The 20,554-nt window shown below is 44.6% G+C and carries 22 protein-coding genes; 8 read left to right on the top strand and 14 right to left on the bottom strand.

All coding sequences use genetic code 11. The features are described from left to right. Positions 1 to 120: 120 nt before the first annotated feature. Together M3593_RS15065 and M3593_RS15060 are read right to left on the bottom strand one after the other, a co-directional pair. On the bottom strand, positions 121 to 1,122 hold the full coding sequence (locus M3593_RS15065; protein ID WP_251544695.1) for an anti-sigma factor: 1,002 nt from the start codon (positions 1,120 to 1,122) through the stop codon (positions 121 to 123). Further along, positions 1,103 to 1,648, bottom strand: a complete 546-nt coding sequence (locus tag M3593_RS15060; protein ID WP_251544696.1) for a sigma-70 family RNA polymerase sigma factor — start codon at positions 1,646 to 1,648, stop codon at positions 1,103 to 1,105. The genes M3593_RS15065 and M3593_RS15060 overlap by 20 nt, the downstream gene beginning before the upstream one ends. A 181-nt stretch (positions 1,649 to 1,829) precedes the next feature. Here M3593_RS15060 and M3593_RS15055 point away from each other — a divergent pair, with 181 nt between their 5' ends. Continuing rightward, on the top strand, positions 1,830 to 2,174 hold the full coding sequence (locus M3593_RS15055) for an ASCH domain-containing protein (RefSeq protein ID WP_144475268.1): 345 nt from the start codon (positions 1,830 to 1,832) through the stop codon (positions 2,172 to 2,174). A gap of 3 nt (positions 2,175 to 2,177) precedes the next feature. Beyond that, positions 2,178 to 2,618 carry a hypothetical protein gene (locus M3593_RS15050; protein WP_251544697.1) on the top strand — a complete coding sequence of 147 codons (441 nt, stop codon included), beginning with the start codon at positions 2,178 to 2,180 and terminating at the stop codon, positions 2,616 to 2,618. A 322-nt stretch (positions 2,619 to 2,940) separates the two neighbouring features. On the opposite strand, the gene M3593_RS15045 is transcribed toward M3593_RS15050, so the two are convergent. The 5 genes from M3593_RS15045 to M3593_RS15025 form a co-directional block, all read right to left on the bottom strand. Then, a complete protein-coding gene (locus M3593_RS15045) occupies positions 2,941 to 4,713 on the bottom strand; it encodes a metallophosphoesterase family protein (protein ID WP_251544698.1) in 1,773 nt (590 codons plus the stop codon). A gap of 450 nt (positions 4,714 to 5,163) precedes the next feature. Further along, positions 5,164 to 5,592, bottom strand: a complete 429-nt coding sequence (locus tag M3593_RS15040) for a protein-tyrosine phosphatase family protein (protein ID WP_251544699.1) — start codon at positions 5,590 to 5,592, stop codon at positions 5,164 to 5,166. Between the two features lie 51 nt (positions 5,593 to 5,643). Next, positions 5,644 to 6,063 (bottom strand): arsenate reductase (thioredoxin), encoded by a 420-nt coding sequence (gene arsC, locus M3593_RS15035; RefSeq protein ID WP_144475272.1) that lies wholly within the window; start codon positions 6,061 to 6,063, stop codon positions 5,644 to 5,646. Positions 6,064 to 6,081: 18 nt separating this feature from the next. After that, entirely contained in the window at positions 6,082 to 7,377 is a 1,296-nt protein-coding gene (locus tag M3593_RS15030; protein ID WP_144475273.1) for an arsenic transporter, read from the bottom strand. 15 nt (positions 7,378 to 7,392) lie between these two features. Further along, positions 7,393 to 7,716 (bottom strand): ArsR/SmtB family transcription factor, encoded by a 324-nt coding sequence (locus M3593_RS15025; protein WP_144475544.1) that lies wholly within the window; start codon positions 7,714 to 7,716, stop codon positions 7,393 to 7,395. Between the two features lie 255 nt (positions 7,717 to 7,971). On the opposite strand from M3593_RS15025, the gene M3593_RS15020 reads away from it, so the two are divergent. The 4 genes from M3593_RS15020 to M3593_RS24050 all read left to right on the top strand — a co-directional run bounded on the left by M3593_RS15020 (position 7,972) and on the right by M3593_RS24050 (position 9,571). Beyond that, complete coding sequence (locus M3593_RS15020; RefSeq protein ID WP_251544726.1) at positions 7,972 to 8,274, top strand: ArsR/SmtB family transcription factor; 303 nt, start codon at positions 7,972 to 7,974, stop codon at positions 8,272 to 8,274. A gap of 74 nt (positions 8,275 to 8,348) precedes the next feature. Continuing rightward, positions 8,349 to 8,519 (top strand): hypothetical protein, encoded by a 171-nt coding sequence (locus tag M3593_RS15015; RefSeq protein ID WP_251544700.1) that lies wholly within the window; start codon positions 8,349 to 8,351, stop codon positions 8,517 to 8,519. A 19-nt stretch (positions 8,520 to 8,538) separates the two neighbouring features. Continuing rightward, positions 8,539 to 9,402 carry a permease gene (locus M3593_RS15010; protein ID WP_251544701.1) on the top strand — a complete coding sequence of 288 codons (864 nt, stop codon included), beginning with the start codon at positions 8,539 to 8,541 and terminating at the stop codon, positions 9,400 to 9,402. A gap of 37 nt (positions 9,403 to 9,439) precedes the next feature. Then, on the top strand, positions 9,440 to 9,571 hold the full coding sequence (locus M3593_RS24050) for a hypothetical protein (protein WP_260983524.1): 132 nt from the start codon (positions 9,440 to 9,442) through the stop codon (positions 9,569 to 9,571). A gap of 188 nt (positions 9,572 to 9,759) precedes the next feature. Here M3593_RS24050 and M3593_RS15005 read toward each other — a convergent pair whose 3' ends face one another. From M3593_RS15005 to M3593_RS14990, 4 genes are all read right to left on the bottom strand, one after another. Further along, a complete protein-coding gene (locus M3593_RS15005; RefSeq protein ID WP_251544702.1) occupies positions 9,760 to 11,025 on the bottom strand; it encodes a hemolysin family protein in 1,266 nt (421 codons plus the stop codon). A 122-nt stretch (positions 11,026 to 11,147) separates the two neighbouring features. Then, the gene (locus M3593_RS15000; protein ID WP_251544703.1) at positions 11,148 to 11,699 is read right to left on the bottom strand and encodes an undecaprenyl-diphosphatase; all 552 of its coding nucleotides are present in this window, start codon (positions 11,697 to 11,699) and stop codon (positions 11,148 to 11,150) included. Between the two features lie 99 nt (positions 11,700 to 11,798). Next, a complete protein-coding gene (locus M3593_RS14995; RefSeq protein WP_251544704.1) occupies positions 11,799 to 12,299 on the bottom strand; it encodes a flavodoxin domain-containing protein in 501 nt (166 codons plus the stop codon). A 500-nt stretch (positions 12,300 to 12,799) separates the two neighbouring features. Next, on the bottom strand, positions 12,800 to 13,303 hold the full coding sequence (locus tag M3593_RS14990) for a methylated-DNA--[protein]-cysteine S-methyltransferase (RefSeq protein ID WP_251544705.1): 504 nt from the start codon (positions 13,301 to 13,303) through the stop codon (positions 12,800 to 12,802). Between the two features lie 219 nt (positions 13,304 to 13,522). Between M3593_RS14990 and M3593_RS14985 the strand changes: the two genes are divergently transcribed. Next, positions 13,523 to 16,561 (top strand): GNAT family N-acetyltransferase, encoded by a 3,039-nt coding sequence (locus M3593_RS14985; protein ID WP_251544706.1) that lies wholly within the window; start codon positions 13,523 to 13,525, stop codon positions 16,559 to 16,561. An 11-nt stretch (positions 16,562 to 16,572) separates the two neighbouring features. Beyond that, a complete protein-coding gene (locus tag M3593_RS14980) occupies positions 16,573 to 17,427 on the top strand; it encodes an amidohydrolase family protein (RefSeq protein WP_251544707.1) in 855 nt (284 codons plus the stop codon). 269 nt (positions 17,428 to 17,696) lie between these two features. On the opposite strand, the gene M3593_RS14975 is transcribed toward M3593_RS14980, so the two are convergent. The 3 genes from M3593_RS14975 to M3593_RS14965 are packed head-to-tail and all read right to left on the bottom strand — an operon-like array spanning position 17,697 to position 20,431. Next, on the bottom strand, positions 17,697 to 18,224 hold the full coding sequence (locus M3593_RS14975) for a chromate transporter (protein ID WP_251544708.1): 528 nt from the start codon (positions 18,222 to 18,224) through the stop codon (positions 17,697 to 17,699). Next, positions 18,224 to 18,796 (bottom strand): chromate transporter, encoded by a 573-nt coding sequence (locus M3593_RS14970; protein WP_144475282.1) that lies wholly within the window; start codon positions 18,794 to 18,796, stop codon positions 18,224 to 18,226. The genes M3593_RS14975 and M3593_RS14970 overlap by 1 nt, the downstream gene beginning before the upstream one ends. A gap of 24 nt (positions 18,797 to 18,820) precedes the next feature. Then, the gene (locus M3593_RS14965; RefSeq protein WP_251544709.1) at positions 18,821 to 20,431 is read right to left on the bottom strand and encodes a gamma-glutamyltransferase family protein; all 1,611 of its coding nucleotides are present in this window, start codon (positions 20,429 to 20,431) and stop codon (positions 18,821 to 18,823) included. Between the last annotated feature and the right edge of the window lie 123 nt (positions 20,432 to 20,554).

Below are 20,554 nucleotides of genomic sequence, written 5' to 3'. Positions count from 1 at the left end.
GGGAAACAGTTGTCCACCTCTACTTCTATTGTACTAGAGAACACTATTTTAGTATATTTCCAACTGCAAAAGAAGAAGCAAAAGTCCTAGAAAAGACTCCTACTTCTTTTTAAATTTATCTTATTCCTCCGTCCAGTTCCAGTACGTCATATCCCCAAGGTTGGCACCCTGGATTTGCTCATTTTCTTTCAGCTTGAGCAGTTCTTTTACAGGTCCGGTCACGACAGCGCCGTAAACCTGGAAGCCTTCCTTCATTAAGTAATTGTACCGCTCCTCTAGATGGGAAAGGCCTAGGAAATTTTCACGGTAGCTGGTTGATTCGTTATCCAGGAGGTCTTTCATTTGTTGTAACATCAATTTCTTATTTAGCTCAGTGAATTTCTCATCAAGAGAATACTTACTCTGCGAATTATAGTCATCCCCTGTTTCACGTCCGCCTGTAAAACCAAAAGGTGCGACTGACATAAAATCATTGCTTCCCCACGAGCCTTCTTCATACTCCTTCAACTCCCCGGTATACAAAGGCACCCATAATACATCAAGATCATAGGGCTTCAAAAACTCCAGCATTTCTTCAGGTGTCATATACTCTTTTGTTGAAAAAGAAAGCTCGGCAACCGTGCCTTCATGGACCTTCTCAAGCTTCGTCCATACCGAAGGGTCCTCATTCCCCTCAAGCTTCTTTCCGGTCTTCGGATGCTCTGGAAGGTAAAAACGATACTCACTTTCCGTTTTTGGTTTTAGGTATTCTGTTGTATTAGTTGAATACATAGGAATCAGCCGTTTGGCCAACTGCTTCGTACCAACAAGTTCTGGCTCTTTTCCCACCATCTTGAAGACTGGATAGGAAATCTTTTGCGTAAATAAAGGTGTGATTTCCGCTGATTCGATGCTGCCAAACTCCTCCTGCATATTCGGCTGCGTCCAGTCCATCGCCAGCCGGCTGTAAAATAGATGCTTTTTCTCCAGGCCAAGCGCATCATAGCTGATCGAGACAACCATCATATACACCCAGAAAAGGAACAGCGTGGCCAGGATGACTCTGATCACCTTCACCGTCAATGTGAATCGATATTTTAAGAGGATTTTCTTTTCCTTGTCTTTATTCCATTCCATGTTCATCGTCCTTCCATCCCTGTTTTTCCGCCATTTGCGCGAGCTTTTTCCGTGCCCGATGCAGTGTCACCTTCACCTGGTTCTCTGACAGGTCAAGCGCTTCCTGTATTTCCTGATAACTGAACATTTCGACCTCGCGCAAATAGAGGATCGACCGATACTGCTCCGGCAAAAAAGTCATCAGCTGCTGCAGGTCATCGGAAGTCTCCGCCTGAATGGCCTCGTCCTCCGGAAGACCGTATGGACTCGCCATTTCATCCTTCGCAAACAAATAATCGGCAAATGGCACCCATTTCCTTCGCTGCCTCTTGCGCCATTCATCCAGGTAAGCATTGCGCGCCACCTTGAACAGCCAGGCCCTGACATCCTCATTCTCATAAAAAGAAAGCGAAATCGTTGCCCGGACAAATGTTTCCTGCGTCAAATCCTCGGCCAGCTGCGTCGACCCTGAAAGCTTCAGCAAAAAATAATACAGGGGCTTCGTGTACTTCCTATACAAATTTTCGAGTTCATTCCTTCTGCTGTCGTCCATACAATTGCCCCTTAATTTAAAAATCCCGCTACTAAAACGATGAACTATGTAGAATGTTACACTCTATTTCCTTTGTTTTGGGAAAAACTTTAAAAAACGTTATTTTCACGTTGTATGGCTTGGCTTTCTTTTTTAAAAATATGGTACATTAGATAGGAACATAAGGAAGGGAGTTTTTTCAATGACAGAACAAAACAATGCTTTGCCGCCAAAAACATGTGAGATCGAGCGTCTGATTACAATGGAAGACGATATTAATTTAGTGCTGGAAGGCAAGAAAACAGCGACTCGCCGTAACGGCCGTTATGCCGATGTAGGCGAAATCATGGAGTTAAAAGGAAAGAAATTCGTCGTGGACAATGTCTACTCACAATCACTTGGCGAATTGACAGATGCCGATGCACAGCGCGAAGGCTTTGAAACAGTCGAGGAGTACAAGCAGTCGATCCTAGCTTATCACCCGGGAATGCCATGGCTTCCGCAAATGCGCGTTTGGGTGCATGAATTCAGCCCTGTCGAAGAATAAAAAATGGATTTATTGTACCGAATCATCATTTATCTTCACGTCGCAAGCGTGATTGCGTCAATCGGACCTTTCTTCATCTTGATGCCGATTGTAAAAAAACTGCCTGATGCTGTGGGAAGAGAACTGGAAGCCCACTTGGCTTTGCTGAAATCAGTCGTGCGTATGTCCAAGCACGCCGGCCACGTACTGATTGGATCGGGAGTGCTGCTCGTCATCCTCGGCCCGTGGACATGGAAAACGCCGTGGATCATCGGCACACTGGCGCTGCTGTTCGCCTCCCTGTTTTTCCTGGCAAGGGCATTCTCGCCAACACTTCGGAAATTTGCCGAAGAAGGCGCGAACAAAATTGAACTCTCCGCAAAACTGAAGCGCACCATCTGGACCTACATCATCTTATTGATGTCGATGCTTTGGTTCATGGTCGTGAAGCCGAATTTGTGGTAGTAGAAATGTGGAAGCCTGGGCTGCGTGCTCGGGCTTTTCTAGTGGAATGACCGACTTGGTCGATATAATTGGAAATGTGATCGAAATAATTCAAAATGTGGTCGATATATTTAAAAATCCGCCGATAAAATCAAAATTGTGGTCGATATATTTAAAAATTCGCCAATAAATTAAATTGGCAGTTTGAAAGTTTAGTTTTTTTCAATGAGATAATTAACTACATGGCAGATGATTCCCCTTTTTCAACAGTCTCACCAGCTTAATTCATACATAATACATAGACAAAGGCTGTCCTCCATCATAAAGGACAGCCTTCGTTCAACTATTTACCTATTTTGATCGTTTCCTCGCTGTTCGCAGGAACCGTAAATTCTATTTCAAGATATTGCTTTTCTCCATCACTGTAATTTTGTTTTACAGTTCCTGATGAAGCTTGGTAACTTCCCGCAGCCATGTAAAATGGAATAGTTACAGTAATCGGCTTTTCCAGCCTGTTTGTCACGGTTGCTTCCTGGCTGGAGGCTTGTCCATTATTAGGCAGGCTGTAGCTCGCTTCGAATGACATGACTCCGCTTTTTGTATCTCCATTTTGGTAGACTGGCGTGGAGTGTCCCTGGTCATCATATTTATGGGATGTGACCTCGCCGTTCTTCACTTTGAAATTCCTGAATCCCACCCACGGTTTTCCTGTCAGCTCAATCGCAGTTGTGGTTGTATACAGGATTCCGTCCTTCTCTGTAACATCATCAGTGTGGGTATGTCCATGCAGACTAAGATTTACATTGAATTGTTTCATAACGTCTGTCAGTTCCTGGGCATTTTCACCGTGCCATTGCTGGTCATACTTGATTCCAAGCTTTTCCCCGAGCAATAAAGTCGTCAATGACCGCGGATTATGCTTGGCGTCATACTGCTTCCAGTAGCTCTGTACCTCTGGGTCGCTTTGCGGCCAAATATCACGGTCACGCCATAGTGGATTGTGGTGTGAGAACAACCCTTTAATCTGGCCAGGTTTCGCTGTCTTTGCATTGGCAGCCAGGTCTCCCTTAATCCAGTTCAGCTGTTCTTCCCTGATTTGCCCGCCCCATGTCGGAACGGAAACAGTTCCTGTGCCGCTGCGGTCAAATTTGTGCCAATCAAAGGAGTTGTAGCCAATATAATGGGCATATGGGCCATAATCAAATGAGAAATACTGCGGGCCAAAGTATTGTTCCCAATACTTTGCACCATCTGCAAGTGTTGCATCCTGGGCATAATAGTCATGATTGCCAGGGACGATGTAAACAGGGACATTCAGTTTTTGCAGAACACGAAATGTCTCTTCATACTCATAAATATATTCCTGCGGGTTCATCTGTCCATACATCATGTCGCCAGTCACGACAACAAAATCTGGATTCGAAAGATTTACTTCTTTAATCGCCTTCTGGAGATATAACCAGCGTTTACTTTCATCCGGATCCCACATGCCAGCTTCTTTAGCGATAGCTGGATCCACTCCGGAAGGATCATCGGGATCACCTAGATTACGGGGAGAACCCACATGTGTATCTGTCAGATGTAAAAAAGTGAAATCCTTTTTAAATTGGTCAACAACCTTAACGGAGTGTGGCTGTTTATCCGTTATACGCTTGCCGTTCCCTGTAAAAGAGACCTCCAGATCGTATAATTTTTCCGGGACATTGTCAGGGATTTGTACTGTCACATCATAAATAGTGCTGCTCTTTTTCCAGTAAGAATTGCTTTCAACAGCCTTTTGTACCGGAAGATTGTATTCTGTGGTCAAAGCAGAATGATTCGTTTGTTTTAATTTTACATTCCAGCCACCTGCAACGGCGCCTTTGCTGTCTACTTTCACAGTCAGGGTTTGGCCCTTCTGTTTGATTGCCGGTGTTGCAAAAAGAGGGTAAATGATTTCGTTTACTTTTGGATCAATTGCGATGTTCGGTGCAGAATCCAAGAAATTTGTGCTGTTTCCGATGCCGCCATCCTTAGTCCCTGCAGCATTCAGTAAGCTGCCATTCGCTATAGTGGATACAGGCAAAATGGCAACAAGAAAAGAACCGATGAGCAATTTCATTAATATCTTTTTCACTGATTGAATACCTCCTTTTCTGCCATAATCGTAGCATGGCACTGTAAAGGCGGTATGAAGGTTTCATGACAAAAACGCAAAGGATATTACATGATTCGGCAGTCTTCCGCAGCTCTGCGAATTCTAATTTCTACTTTTCATTTGCATACATAGCCATTTTCAATACTTAAAATGAAAACAGCCACTTCATTAGTGGCTGTCAGCAGAAATTCTTATTTATCAGTACAAAATCACCTTTTACAAAGTCAATTGTCACGGTTTTTGCTTCATATTCTATTGAAGGATCCACTGCGACCTTGATTCCATCGACAAGCATGATCTCGTCATCTTCGTCCGGCTCATCCAGAGCCAGTCCAATTCTGGAGCTCCTTCAGCTGATGCCAGCGAAGTAAAGTCGGATGCATGGAATCTGTTCCTTCATTAGTTGCTCGCGTGCGTTGTCCGTTATCTTCATTTTTTCTCAGGGAAGATTCTTTCAAGGGATGTAATCAATTGTGAATCCAAATTCAGTACTTCGCGGACTTCTCTTGCCTTCGACTTCGCTTCCTCGATGCTGTCTACTCGATTCAGCTTTAGCAAAGTACCTGCGGCCAGCGTGCCTGTTCTCGTTCTGCCCGTGGAGCAGTGGAAGTAAATATTTTTTCCGGACTCGTAAGCAGTTGCCACCTCATCCATAGCCTTTTTGACCGACTCATCCTGCTGTGAGTCATTATCAAACATTGGCAGGTGGGTGCGTGGATATTCATACTCCCCTTCTTTATTTTCCGCACGCAGATCATACACCATATCGATTTTTTCATTTTCAAGTAATTCGGGGATTGCGTTTTCGCCCCCGATAAAAATCCTGCCTGGAATTAACGCCTGATAGTTCTTGCTCATTCACTATTCCTCCTTTTTTAAAAGCCAGGAGTTTCCCCCTGGCTACGATAATTATTTCCCTGTCTCAGCAAATGTCTTGATACGGTCACCGATTTGATCACGCACTCGCTGGAACACGGCCCACTTTTCTTCATCGGTTCCCTCAGCCTTCGCCGGGTCATCAAAGCCCCAGTGTTCACGTCTAACATGCGGTGGTGTTGTTGGGCAATGCTCGTCCGCATGGCCGCAAAGTGTAACAACAAGGTCAGAGTTGTTCAGGATTTCAGAATCAATAACATCGGAAGTGTGGCCTTTAATATCGATGCCGATTTCGTGCATAGCATTGATGGCATTGGGATTCAAGCCGTGCGCCTCAAGACCGGCACTCTTAACTTCCCACTCGTCACCCAAGTATTTTTTTGCCCAGCCTTCAGCCATCTGGCTTCTGCAAGAGTTTCCCGTACATAGGAAGTAGATTGTTTTTTTAGCCATAGCAGATTCGCTCCCTTGTTAGATAATTAGCAACCAAATATATAGACCTACCAATGTGATGAACAAAGTAGGAATGGTTAAGATAATTCCTGTTTTAAAATAAGTGCCCCAAGAAATTTTGACGCCTTTCAATGAAAGGACATGCAGCCACAATAGTGTTGCCAGTGATCCAATCGGCGTGATTTTCGGTCCTAGATCAGAGCCTATGACATTCGCATATATCAACGCTTCGCGGATGACACCTGTTGTGTTAGTATCCGCAATTGCCAGCGCATCAATCATGACAGTTGGCATATTGTTCATGATTGAAGAAAGGATCGCAGCGATGAAGCCCATACCGATTGTAGCAACAAACAAGCCCTGGTCAGCCGCTGCCTGGATGACATCAGCAAGGATGTTTGTCAATCCTGCGTTACGCAGTCCGTAAACGACTACATACATGCCAATTGAGAAGAATACAATCGCCCATGGCGCGCCTTTTACGACAGTGGAGGTATGGACAGCCGGACTTCTTCTCGCCATCATCAAGAAGAAAATCGCAACAACCCCGGCAATGAAGGAAACAGGGATGTTCAGGAATTCACTGCCGAAATAGCCGGCAAGCAGGACGGCCAACACAATCCATGATAAGCGGAACATCTTCATATCCTTGATTGCCTCAGCGGGCTTTTTCAAATCTGACATCTCGTAATTTTTCGGAATGCTCTTTCGGAAAAATAAATACAAGACCAGAATACTTGCACCCAGCGAGAAGAAGTTCGGCACGATCATGCGTGATGCATATTCGACGAATCCAATATTAAAGTAGTCAGCAGAAACAATGTTCACCAGGTTGCTGACGATAAGCGGCAATGATGTCGTATCGGCAATGAACCCGCTCGCCATGATGAATGGAAACACCATTTTTTCTTCGAATTTCAGGTTCCGCACCATCGCCAGTACAATTGGCGTCAAAATCAATGCTGCACCGTCGTTTGCGAACAATGCCGCTACGCCTGCACCCAGCAGGGTAACGTAGACAAACATCCTGACTCCGTTTCCTTTTGCAGCACGCGCCATATGTAAAGCCGCCCATTCGAAAAATCCGATTTCATCGAGTATAAGTGAGATAATAATCAGTGCAATAAATGTAAGGGTTGCATTCCAGACGATTCCTGTAACGTCGATTACGTCCTGGAAAGTAACAACACCAAATAATAAAGCGATTAGCGCCCCACCGATGGCAGACCAGCCAATGCTAAGCCCTTTTGGCTGCCAAATGACCAATGTCAGCGTCACGAGAAAGATCAGTGAAGCAATGATTGCTGTCGACAATTTTCATACCCTCCGTTATTCACAGGAAATCCGTTTTCCCTGCTTTTCTAGTTCTATTAATTTTTCATCCTGGCTTGGCAGTGCATCCAAGAGCAATTGAACAAAATCGAAATGCTCAAATTGCCGGTTCAGTGAGTAAAATATCCACTGGCCCCTCCTGCTTTCTTTTACCAGACCTGCGTCTTTCAGCTTACGGATATGCTGGCTGATCGCCGGCTGGCTCGCCTCGAATATTGCCACAAACTCACACACGCAGCAATCCTGATCAGCCAGAATCCTCATCATCGTCAGACGAGTCTTATCACCAAGCAGCTTCAGCAAAGCAGCAGCCTGATCCATTTCAATACTTTGCTTAATCAATTACTCTCCACCTCCAATTACCGTATCATCATATAATGATTTGCTTATATGTTCAATACTTATTTATGAATCCTTTACCAAAAATAAATCAAAAATTTTTGATTTAACAGTTGCAAACTGGTTTTATAGGAAATATAATACAATACATCAAGAGATTTTGATTAAGGAGAGCTGAAAGTGGAAAAATTCATTCCTTTAACAGACCTGACTACTGCCAACCAAACCGCTAAGGAACTGCCGCTACAAAGCACCTTTGAAAAATATGAAAAGAAGTTCAAAGCCCTTGCCGACCAAAAACGCCTGCATATTCTTAACCTCCTATGCCAGCAAGACTCCAGCTGCGTTTGCGATCTTAGTGAACTGATTGACATGCCGCAATCAAAGCTAAGCTATCACCTCAAGATTTTGCTTGATGCCGATCTGATCCACAAGGAAACAAAAGGAACCTGGAGCTACTACGCCGTGAACACGAAAGAAATCAACCACCTGCTATCTCCAGAGCTTTGCTGCCTTTTCAGACCTAGCAACTGTTGTTAGGTTTACTTTTCAAATATTTAATCAATTTTTTTTGATAAATAAATCAACATATTTTGATTAAGGAGAGGATATACATGTTTTATCAAGATTATCAAACAATGGCCCAGTTAAAACAGCGGGAAGTGGAAAGGAGGGCTAGAGACGCATGGAAGTTCTTTGAACAGCCTGAAATGAAAAGATTATATTGGGTTTCCCCAAAACAAGAACAACAGCCAACATGCTGTCCAGTACCCGCCAATTGCTAAAGGAAGAAGGGAGAAGAAAATGATTGAATTTCTAAAAAGTTTTATATGGATTGCGGTTGAATTAACCTTGCTTTTCATTGGGATTTCCTTTTTGATCAGCCTCCTCCAGGGCTATATCCCTTACGAAAAAATCGAGAAAAAATTAACCGGCCGCAACAAGTTGCTCGCAAGCTTTGCCGCCATCCTGTTCGCCTTTATCACACCTTTTTGTTCCTGCTCGACGATACCCGTAGTTGTTAATATGCTGAAAAAGAAAATCCCGTTTTCAATCGTCATGGTTTTCCTCTTCGCTTCTCCTGTGCTTGACCCAACAATCTTAACGATCATGGGGGTCGTGATGGGCTGGAAGGTGACGATTTTGTATACGGTCATAACAAGTATTTTTTCTGTCATCATAGGTTTCACCCTTGATAAACTCGGCTTCCAGCGCTATGTAAAAAACGTCATCATGTCTGGATATGAAGAAAGCAACCAAAAATTCAATTGGCGGTTCGCTGTAAATGAAACCTGGTCGCTGATGAAAAGCGTGTATCCATACTTGCTGATAGGTGCTGCGATTGGTGCTGTCATTCACGGTTTGGTTCCGACAGAGTTCATCACAAAGTGGTTTGGGCACGATGCATGGTGGTTGATTCCGGTTGCCGCTATCGCAGGCATCCCATTGTACATCCGTTTATCAAGCATGATCCCTATCTCACAAATGCTGATTTTAAAAGGAATGGCCCTTGGCCCGGTGATGGCGATGATGATCAGTTCAGCTGGTGCTAGCTTGCCGGAAGTCATCCTGCTAAAATCAATCTTTAAAAAGCAGCTTGTGATTGCCTTCATTGCATCCGTGATCACAATGTCCACCATATCTGGTTTTGTATTCTATTTTGTTTAATAAATCAATTTTTCTTGATGAAAGGAGGTGAAAATCAATGTCTAACTTTATTAAAATCTTGATGGGCAGCAACTCAAAGTCTGATTGCTGCGGCGTGGAAATCAAGGAAGTCCAGGAAACAGAAGATAAAGCTGAAGCTTGCTGCGGCGGGGAAACAGCTTGCTGCTAGGTTTTCACAGTAAAGGGAAGACTGTGCAATTAGCGATTTTCACCGTGCAATTCCCATCATTGTGCGTGCACTTCCCTGCTTTACAGTGCAATTACAGGCAGTATCCGTGCAAATCTCAATTATCATCAAGAGCAGTAAACAAAAAAGGTGGAACCAGGCATCTAAAACGCCTGATTCCACCTTCTTTTTTACTCTTCCACCTCTAAAATGGGCAGGATATCCACTTTTATTTTACGAATGCGGTGATTTTCTACTTCCTTGACGATGATTCTGAGGTTTTCATAATCAAATGAATCACCGTTTACCGGTATGCTTTCCAATGTTTCAAAAATCCAGCCGCCGAGGTTATGATAAGACGTTTCTGGCATCGGCACCTTGAACAATTCGGCAAAATCATCAAGATCATATGCCGCATCGAATTCATATGTGTTTTCATCGATCTTCGTCATGATGTTGACTTTCTCATCATGCTCATCCCAAATCTCGCCGACCAGCTCTTCAAGGATGTCTTCGAGGGTGATCAAGCCGCTCGTGCCGCCAAACTCATCAACGACAATGGCCATATGGCTCTTCGTCCTCTGCAGTTCAGGCAGCAGTGTAGCGATTTTCATCGACTTCACCACAAACATCGGCTGGCGCAGCATCTCACGGACATTGACTTCTTTATTCTGGATCAGTTCTGCAAAAAATTCACGTTCGGATAAGAATCCGATGATATTATCTATATTGTCTTCGTAAACCGGCACCCTTGAAAAACGTTCCTCAAGGAATATTTGCTTGATTTCCTCAAGTGGCTGGCTTACTTCGATTGTAATCATATCCATTCGATGTGTTAAAATTTCGCCGACAAGAACATCGTTGAATTCCAGGGAACGGTGTACAAGCTCCCTCTCCTCATTGTTGATGACGCCCTCTTCTTCACTGATGTCGACCATCACCTTGATTTCCTCTTCTGTAACAGATGGCTGGACTTCCCCATCCTTCGAAAAGACCTTCGATACAAATGCCTTTAGTTTACTGAACAGGAAATTAATTGGCGTCAGGATTTTGATCAGCAACAGCAGAATACCAGATATTTTTAACGAATAAGTTTCTGCATGTTCCTTTGCGATCGACTTCGGCAGGATTTCACCAAAAATCAGGATCAAGATTGTCATACCAAAAGTACTGATGATAAGACCCGTGCTTGCTCCAAAGATATCAACAGCAACCTTTGATGAAATACTCGCCGCCGCAATATTGACGATATTATTACCTACTAGAATAGTAGACAGCGCGTCATCGAAATTCTCAGCAATATACAGAGCATTCTTGCTTCCAGCGCGGCCCTCAGACTCATAGTTTCTCAGCCTGATTCTATTGACACTGGAAAAAGCGGTTTCTGCCGATGAAAAGAAGGCAGACAAAAGAATTAAAACACCTAATAAAATGACTAAACCTATGGGAACTTCCAAAAAAATTCACTCTCCGAAAAAAAATTTGTCAGAATATATTTTACTTGTCTGGCACAAATAAATCAAATAACTCTACCTCAGCCTCACCTATGTACGGTTTACCCGGCACAAAGGTTTCATAATCAGAGATTCTTCATTTCTTCGCCTGTCAATTTATTCTTATTCGTCAACTTAATCGTTGGAATCAAGCGGTAGCCCAGATAAGCAAATGCTGATCCAAGAATCGCCCCGACAAGGATGTCGGCAGGGTAATGCACACCGACCCATATTCGTGAAAAACCAACGACCAGAGCAAGTAATATCCATAAGTATGTATGCTTTCTTTTAAACAGCCAGAACGTAACCGCCATTGTGAAAAAGATAATCGTATGGTCACTCGGAAATGAATTGTTCACTTCCATATCGATCAATTTATTTACATCGGCCAGCTCAACAAATGGCTGGTTGTTCGAATGGAACATGCCAGCTATCTTCCCGGTGATTTCCGCTAAAGTCAGTGCTGCCAAGCCGCTCATAATCATCAATCGGTTTTCATGCTTCCGGCTGAACAGGTAAATTATCACTGCTGCCGTCAGAAGATAAATCGTATTTTTTGCAATCAGGACCATGACAGGATTCAAAAACGCGAATTCCTTTCCTAGGTCATTGACCATTTTGAAAAGTTCAATATTCATATAGTGATGCACACACTCCCCATGACAAATTAATATGATTATACAATATTTTCCCTGTCGAAAAACAAAAAACGAAGGCTTTAATTAAAGCCTCCGTTCCTAAACAGGTACATATTTATGATTGTGATTGAATGCATCGGCGAACTCATGAATCGCTTCCACATCGAACCTTGATAGATCTTCCGTCTCACCATTCACACTTTTCGCGATGATTTTTTCAAAGAAATTCATTTTTGAAAAAATGAACTCGCCGCCGAACAGCCCTTTCGCTATTGCAGCTTCTCTGAGTTTTTTCGGGAACACAGCTTCAAACTGTTCGCGTGCTTCCTTCCCTTCCCTCATACAGCATAGAAATAATCCGAGATTCTTCCTCTGGAGAACATCCTCATGCTCCCTCATGAATTTCTTGACCTTCCCCTGGATGCTACCGCCGTGGATGGAACCGCCAATCATCACCGAATCAAACAGTTCCAAATCTGAATGGAGCCGCGTTTTATCAAGATTGATGGCAATCACATCCCCCTCAATCCGCTTTCGCAAAAGATGCGCCGCCTTTGCTGTCGTACCATGTGTTGAGCAGTAAACAATCAAACTCTTCATTAGATCGCCCCCATCACTCTCTGGTATTCTGCAATCGTCCATTTGGGTTCATTATAGCTTTAAGGTGCAGAAAAAGTGTGAGAGATGTATGGCAGATTTCTTACAAATTCATTCCAATACATCAGGAATACTTCACTTAGTGAAAAAGATTTGGTCTTCTCACCACGGTAACCTTAATCTCTCTGTTTTCGCAGGGCAGCTTCTCCATTTCTCCGACCGTGACTTTGAGCACCCTTCTTTTTCGGGCGCAGCTTCTCTCTTTCTCCGACCGTATCTTCGAGATTCCTTCTTTTTCGGGCGGAGCTTCTCCATTTCTCCGACCGTAACTTTGAGCACCCTTCTTTTTCGGGCGGAGCTTCTCTCTTTCTCCGACCGTAACCTTGAGCTTCCTTCTTTTTCGGGCGGAGCTTCTCGTTTTCTCCGACCGTATCCTACCTTTTCGGGCGGAGGCTTTACTATTCTACTACCAATATCCTTATAACCCTCCAACTTCGGGCAAATTAACTCCTGCAATACTCTTTCTCCAGCTCCAACAAATGCTGCTTCATCTCAATTCCGCCACGATACCCTGTGATCGCCCCATTTTTCCCGATGACTCGGTGACAGGGAACTGTAATCAGGACCGGGTTTGCGCCGATAGCGGTTCCGACTGCTCTTACTGCGGCAGGCTTCCCGATTTTTGCGGCAATTTCGGAGTATGTATATGTCGCACCATAAGGGATTTCTCTCAATGCTGTCCAAACGGCTTCCTGGAATGGGGTTCCTTTTACATCCACTGGCAGGGAAAAATCAGTGCGTCCTCCCTCCAGATATTCCTTCAATTCGTTTGCGTATGGTTCCATTGCTTCTGAATTCTCTGCGAAATCCGCGGCCGGGAACCGTTTTACCATATGTTCGAAGTCTTCCTCAGGCGAACCAACATAGCATAAGCCTTGAGGCGTTGCTGCAATATAGATTGGGCCATGCTCAAACTCAATAATCCCCCAATGAATTATTTGTTCCATGTAGCCTCACTCCTCTTTTTTCTTTATTATATCGAAAAATCTTGCAAACTAAATAGATTGAATTTTCTTTACACTAGCAAATTTTCCCTTTACGATGAAGATGGAGTGCTTAGTACACTCCCATTAAAACAAAGGAGGTTATAAACATGGACAATGCAAAAAAGCAGCTTATTTTATCTAAAAAGGAAGATGGCCCGTAGTTAAGAGAGGAGAATGGACGTGACACAATTGAACAAGGTGATTCAAATTGAGAAATACCACGAAGGATTGGCGGCAGGAGTCGCGAAGATGTGGAACCTGAGCCGGGATGGCTGGGGCGGCGATACGCGAGTCATGACGGAGGAGCAGGTCAAGAAGAAGGAAGCGAACTCGGACAATATCGAGCTGTACCTGGCGCTGGACGGAGAAGAAGTCGTCGGTTACTGCGGTCTGTCGGAGTACAAGGAGGATACAGGTTCGCTGTATATTCCCCTGCTCAATGTACGCCCGGATTATCAAGGCCACAAGATCGGCAAGAAGCTGGTGCTAGAGGCGCTGAAAAAAACCGTTGAGCTTGGCTGGCCGCGTCTTGATCTTTATACATGGGCCGGTAACACGAAGGCCGTTCCGCTTTATAAGAAATGCGGTTTTTTCTGGGAAGATAGGGATGATTCAACCCATTTGATGAATTTCATTCCGCAAGTGCTGAACACGCCGCTGTTACAGCCAGTGTTCGAAGTGCTGAATTGGTATGAGGATAGTACGAGAATGATAGAAGTGAAGCCGGACGGAATCAGGAAAAATGGTTTTATCTTCTATGAATATAGATGGCAGAACGGAAACACGAATGCCCGGGTTCAATTCGAGAGAACGAGCCGTGGCATGTCGCTGGTTGAAACAGATGACTTCCTTATCGAAATGAAGATGGCCGACCATGAAGTCATCCAGGAGGAAGAACGAAAATTTGAAATCAGGATTGTCAACAAGAGCGGCGAGCCACTCAGATTCAAAGCAAGCGGCGCCTCCGAAGGCCGTGTCTCTTACCAATTCGACTCCGAAAAAGTAGTACTTGATGAATCTACTATTTCGGCAGCTTTTACCGTTAAAAAAGGTGAGGAACCGAGCAACTGGCGGACCCACCCAAGCGTTAATGCTACGGTCTTGGTAAACGGGCTTGAATGCGAGCTGAAACTGGGAATCTTCCCAATCGATCCGGCAAAAATCGAAGCCAGTTACAATGGCAATCTCAGTTTTCTAAACAAAGAAACTACTATTCAAGTAGAAGTGAAAAATAATCTCCAGGATGACGCGGAGTTCCTTTTACAATTCCCTGATACGGAACAGGTAGTTTTAGAGAATGATACTTACCGTGTAAATGTCCCTGCGAAAGGTCGGAATACCATCACAGTTCCTTTAACGGTAAAAGAACATGGTTTTTATAATCCTGACCTGAAGATTACCGCCACAAAAGAAAACGGTGAACAGCTTACATTCGAACAGGATATTTCTGTTGCTTTCAAAGGCCTGGGCGAGAAATTTGGCGGGGATTCGAAGGATTTCTGGCATATCTTCAATGGTCCCGGGCAAATCAATGTCCGCAAGCGGGACCTGTTGACGACCGCTGCCAAAAATAGCAAAAGGCAGCAGCCATTTGCATTCCTGACACCCAAACTCGGGAAACCATATTCACTAGAGTTCACGAAAAAAAGCCCGGAAGCAGTCACCTGGGAGGCAAATGATTCTTTCATCGATCTGAAAATAAAACTGGAATCAGGCGAAATGGTTGGCCTTATTTTAACTCAGACCTACCGATTATTTGGAGATGGACTGATCCATACGTGGGCCGAAATAGAAAACCGGGGAACAGTGGTCCACGAGAACGTTGCGTTCAGCCAGCCTGTCTATCAGGAGATCGAGCAGGCTTATTTCCCGCTCGACAATCAGGTTGTCCATTTTTCTGGAAATCGCATCATCGAGTTCGGGGATCTGGATTCCAAGATGATCACAGGAAACTGGTATTTTTCCGAGGGTTCTTCAGGTCCAATCGGGCTGAGCTGGTCTGAAAAAAGCAACGCAGCTCCTGAGGGCTGGCAGTTTGTCATTGAAGACCAATTCGGCAAAATGGAACCTGGTGCGAGGGCTTTTTCAGAAACAATCACGCTGTCACTTGGAGCATTCCAGAACTTCGAGGAATTCATTGCCTATGTAAAGCAGTCTCCAGTTTCTAATAAGCCGGAGACGACGGGCGAATTTGGATTCCAGGCAGAACAGCTGGTCGTCCGTCCTGATGCCGAGCCATCTTTTAAGTTGAAAACGTTCAGGAACAGTTACCTGGATGGCACGCTTACCGTTGGAAATGAAAGTCATGCTATCAACTCTGATTTGGAGAAGACGTCTCATTCTGTTACCTCCCAACTGCAATGGAATCCCATTTCCATCGTTGAAGCTTTTTATGGAGGAAACGGGACTGAGGCAAGATTCTCAGAATTGCTGCTGTCTCCTGCTGGCACAGTTTCTTCTGGCATTGAGGGCGGAGGTTTCACTGTTGATAATGGTGTCATTAAGATGAAGGCAGACCCTGATTTTTATCCAGGAGTATTCTCCCTCCAGTTGAACGGCCAGGAATGGCTCGCCCATTCTTACCCAGAACCGACAGCGAAAAGCTGGTGGAATCCATGGGCAGGCGGCATGAAAACAGCTCCAAACGGAATTAACACCTTCTCATTGTTAAAAGAAAACAGCACCGCTTCCGTGGTCGAACGGAAGGACAATGAGGGCAACAAGTGGATTGGCCTTGCGATCACTACCGAGTTCAAGGAGCATAAAGACTGGAAAGGCGTTCAATATGTCCAATATTATTTATTGCTTCCAGGCGTGCCGGTAGTCGCTTCTTTTGCCGAGGTTGTGAATGATGGCGGCAAAAATATTTCCAGGGAAGTGTGGATGACAGACATCTTTGCCGGAGCCGATAATCTGGCGGATTTCAGGATTTCTGTTAATGAGGGTAAAACTATGCGTTCCTACCATGCTGGCAGTGAGGAGATTCCGCTTCTGCTTGATGGCGACTCCCATATCGAGTCGGTTCATTCTCAGGATAAGCTTTATTTTGTTCCAAACAACGACGCGGGACCTACCGAGGCTTATACGAATAAAGAGGTGCTCCAGCTTGCTTCCAAACATCAGGGCAATTTTGAAAAAAGCGCCCCGCTGTTCCTGTTGTTTGATGATCGTAAATTGGCAGCAGATCTGTTGAAAAAACTGAGAAGAGTTCAATTTTAAAAGGAGAAAACATGAAAATCATCGATGCCCATATCCATCTATCAAATATAAAATCCTTTTATGAAACGGCCGAGAAGCTGTCGTTTGTCGACTATTCCGCTGCCGGCATCCAGCAGGAATTCAAGGATGCCAATGTGGTTCTCGGGATTGGCATGGGGTTGACCGAAACCGACAAGATGGGGTTTCCGGATTATGAAGCCCGGACTCCGATGGGACTGGATTTGGAGTCTGAAGTGCCAGCTAATATCTTCTGGTGTGCCGGGGTAAATCCATACGACCTAGATGAGGCAGCACTCAACCGGCTTGAGGATGAACTTCAACATCCAAAGACAGTCGGAATCAAGATTTATCTTGGATACTATCCTTTTTATGCCTATGACGATGTGTATGAACCAGTCTACAAGCTTGCTGCAAAATACCAGCTCCCGGTCGTGTTCCATACAGGCGATACTTATTCCGAACGCGGATACCTGAAATATTCCCATCCGATGGCGATTGACGAGGTCGCGGTCAATCATCGTGATGTTAATTTCTTGATGGCCCATTTTGGAGATCCATGGACCCTGACCGGAGCGGAAATCATTTATAAGAATCCAAATGTTTTTGCTGATTTGTCAGGGTTGATTGTCGGCACAAAGGAAGACTTGGATAAACGCAGCAAGGGACGTTTCCTTGATCACCTGCGCCATGCACTGGAATTCGCCGATTCCTATGATAAACTGCTGTTCGGCACAGATTGGCCGTTGATTCCAATCGGACCATACATCGAGTTTATCAAGGCTTTGATTCCGCCGGAGCATCATGAGGATGTATTTTACAATACGGCACTTAAGTTATTTCCGAAAATCAGGCCGTTTGTTGAGTAAAGAACAAGTTCGGAATGTAGTGTATTTCCCATAAAACACGAAGAAGTCCCGTTACCACTATGGTAATGGGACTTTATTTTCACCGCCTCCGGAAAGAAGGACCATTCCTGCTGCGGCCTGATTGTGTTCAGGGCAGCATTGATCAAGCATCCTTCACTGTGTCCCATGATGATGATCTTGCTTCCATCGACCTAGGATGAGCCGCAAGCATATCAAGAAATTTTCACCAACTAAAAAGCCCATCCTTTTTATTGGATGGGCTGCCACAGTTATAGGAATAAACCGCCATAGGCTAACGATGCTGTAATGACATATGCGGGATGAACTTTCCATTTTTCCAATAGCAAGTAGCTGACAGCAATTAAGAGGACTGTTTGTATCATTCCACTGTCTACATAAGAGCTAAAGAAAAAGTTAAAAGTCATGACACCCAGCAATACGGTAATGATTGGTCTGATATAATTCGTCATTCTTTTAACCTTTGGGGAATCTTTATAACGGTACAAGACTCCAAGGAGAAAAATCATTAAGATCAGTGAAGGGGCGACTGTTGCGAATATGCCGACTGCAGCTCCTAATATCCCTCCCTGTTCATATCCAATATATCCTGCCAGTTTAGTGGCGATTGGTCCTGGCAGGGCGTTTCCGATTGCGAGAACTTCGCTGAATTCCGGTACTGTCATCCAGCCATAGCGGTCGACCACCTCATTTTCTACCAGAGGAATCGATGCCGGTCCTCCTCCATAACCCAGTATTCCCGGAATGAAAAAGGCGAGGAATATATGCCAATAAATCATTAGCCTACCCCTCTTTCACTCTTATTCTCCACCCCAGGAGCCTTATCCTTTTTAGCTATTGCAAGAATTAACAATACAAGAATAAGGATAGCAGGATGGATGTTAAGTACTTCCATCAGTATTAGTCCTCCAACAATCATCAAACCTGCATTCACTTTTCCCAGAGTTTCATTTGATTTCTTGAAAAAGTCCCATGTCATGGTTGCCAGCATTACACCAACCACCGGTACCACAGCTTTTGTCATCCCGTCAACCCAGGGTAAATCTTTAAACGAAGATAGGGAGGTTAATAATATAATCATCAACAAGATTGTCGGAACGATTGTTGCTGCTGTGGCGTTCACCATTCCTGTAAAACCAGCCACACGGTAGCCGATATATCCAGCCATCTTTGTAGCGATCGGGCCTGGAAGGGTATTACCTAAAGCTAATACATCAGCGAATTCATCATCATTCATCCATTTATATTTTTCGACAACCTCTTTATGAACGAGCGGGATGGATGATGGGCCGCCGCCATACCCCAGCATTCCCACTCGGAAGAATGCCAGGAATAGATCAAGCTGCTTCATTTTCATTCAACACCTTTTTTGAGATTACCAAGCTGCGATTGCACCGTCAGTCCTCGACTCTGTTCCACCGGAAAGCACTCCTGTGACAGGGTCTCTCCAGATAATTTGGCCCCTTCCAAATCCTCCTCCATCCAATGCGAATTGGATTTCGTGCCCTTTCCTGGCAAGTGCCTGGGCAATGTGGGCAGGGAAGGTATTCTCTACAACTACCTTATTGCCCTCCATCCATTGCCAGCGAGGGGAATCAAGCGCAGCCTGTGGATTGAGGTTGAAGTCGATTGTGTTCATGATGACCTGGGCGTGCCCCTGTGGCTGCATGTATCCTCCCATGACTCCGAACGGACCGACTGCATCATTATCCTTTGTCAAGAACCCCGGAATGATGGTATGGTATGTCTTCTTGCCAGGTTCAAGGCAGTTATCATGAGATGGATCTAATGAAAAATCGGCACCTCGGTTTTGCAGCGCGATTCCTGTTCCTGGTACGACGATTCCCGATCCGAAGCCCATATAATTACTCTGGATGAATGAAATCATGTTTCCTTCCTCATCCGCTGCAGCGAGATAAACGGTTCCGCCCTTTGGAGGTGTGCCAGGCTCTGGCAGTCTTGCGGATTCACCGATCAAGCTTCTTCTTGTTTCGGCATATTCGTCCGATAATAGCTGTTCAGAGGATACTGTCATTTTCTCAGGGTCGGTAACATATTTCTTTGCATCCGCAAATGCAAGCTTCATTGCTTCGATTTGCTTGTGGTATGTATCCACAGACTCTTTTTCATTCAGTTCATAGCCCTTCAGCATGTTCAGCGCCATTAAAGCAACAATTCCCTGGCCATTCGGCGGGATTTCCCATACATCATAGCCTCTGTAATTGACTTTGATCGGCTGTACCCATTCAGGCTTATATGAGGCTAAATCCTCTTTTGAAATAAAGCCGCCATGCTGCTTTGAAAATTCATCTATTCTTTCAGCCAGTCCCCCGCGATAAAAACTTTCCGCATTGGTTTCGGCAATTTCACGCAAAGTGCTTGCGTGGCCTTCAGATTTCCACACTTCGCCTATTTTCGGCGCCTGCCCATTTGGAGCAAATGTATCAAACCAGCCTTTGTATTCGTCACCTTTAAAGATTTCTTTGAATTTTTCAAAGGCAATATTCCAATACTTGCCGAGGACTGGCGATAAAGGATATCCCTTTTCAGCATATTCAATCGCCGGCTGCAAAACTTCGGTCAGCGGCAGCTTGCCAAAGCGTATTGACAGCTCCGCCCATGCTGCCGGTACACCGGGAACTGTAACAGGAACCAGGCCAAAGGTCGGCATTTTTTCATGCCCTTTTTCCTTAACTGCATCGATTGAGATGTTTTTTGGAGCAGGACCGCTGGCGTTAAGACCGTGGAGCTCACCTTTTACCCAGACTAATGCGAATGCATCCCCTCCAATGCCATTGGAAGTTGGCTCAACTACGGTTAAGCATGCTGCTGTTGCAATGGCAGCATCAATGGCATTTCCGCCCTTTTTCAAAATATCCAGTCCCGCCTGTGCCGCCAGCGGCTGAGAAGTAGCAACCATGCCTTTCTTGGCAAAGGTTACCGTTCTTTGTGAATGGTATGGATAATTTAAATAATCTAAGTTCATGATTTTCCTCCCTCTTACTTTCATTTGTAAGTTAATTTACCTTATTAGCTTTACAAATGAATTATTCTCTTTTTATAAAACAGCATTTCATTTTCATATCGAAAGAAACGTCCTTACCTCCCT

Source organism: Mesobacillus sp. MER 48 (assembly GCF_023714225.1).
GTDB lineage: Bacteria > Bacillota > Bacilli > Bacillales > Cytobacillaceae > Mesobacillus > Mesobacillus oceanisediminis_A.
This window is presented reverse-complemented; position numbering and strand designations above follow the sequence as displayed.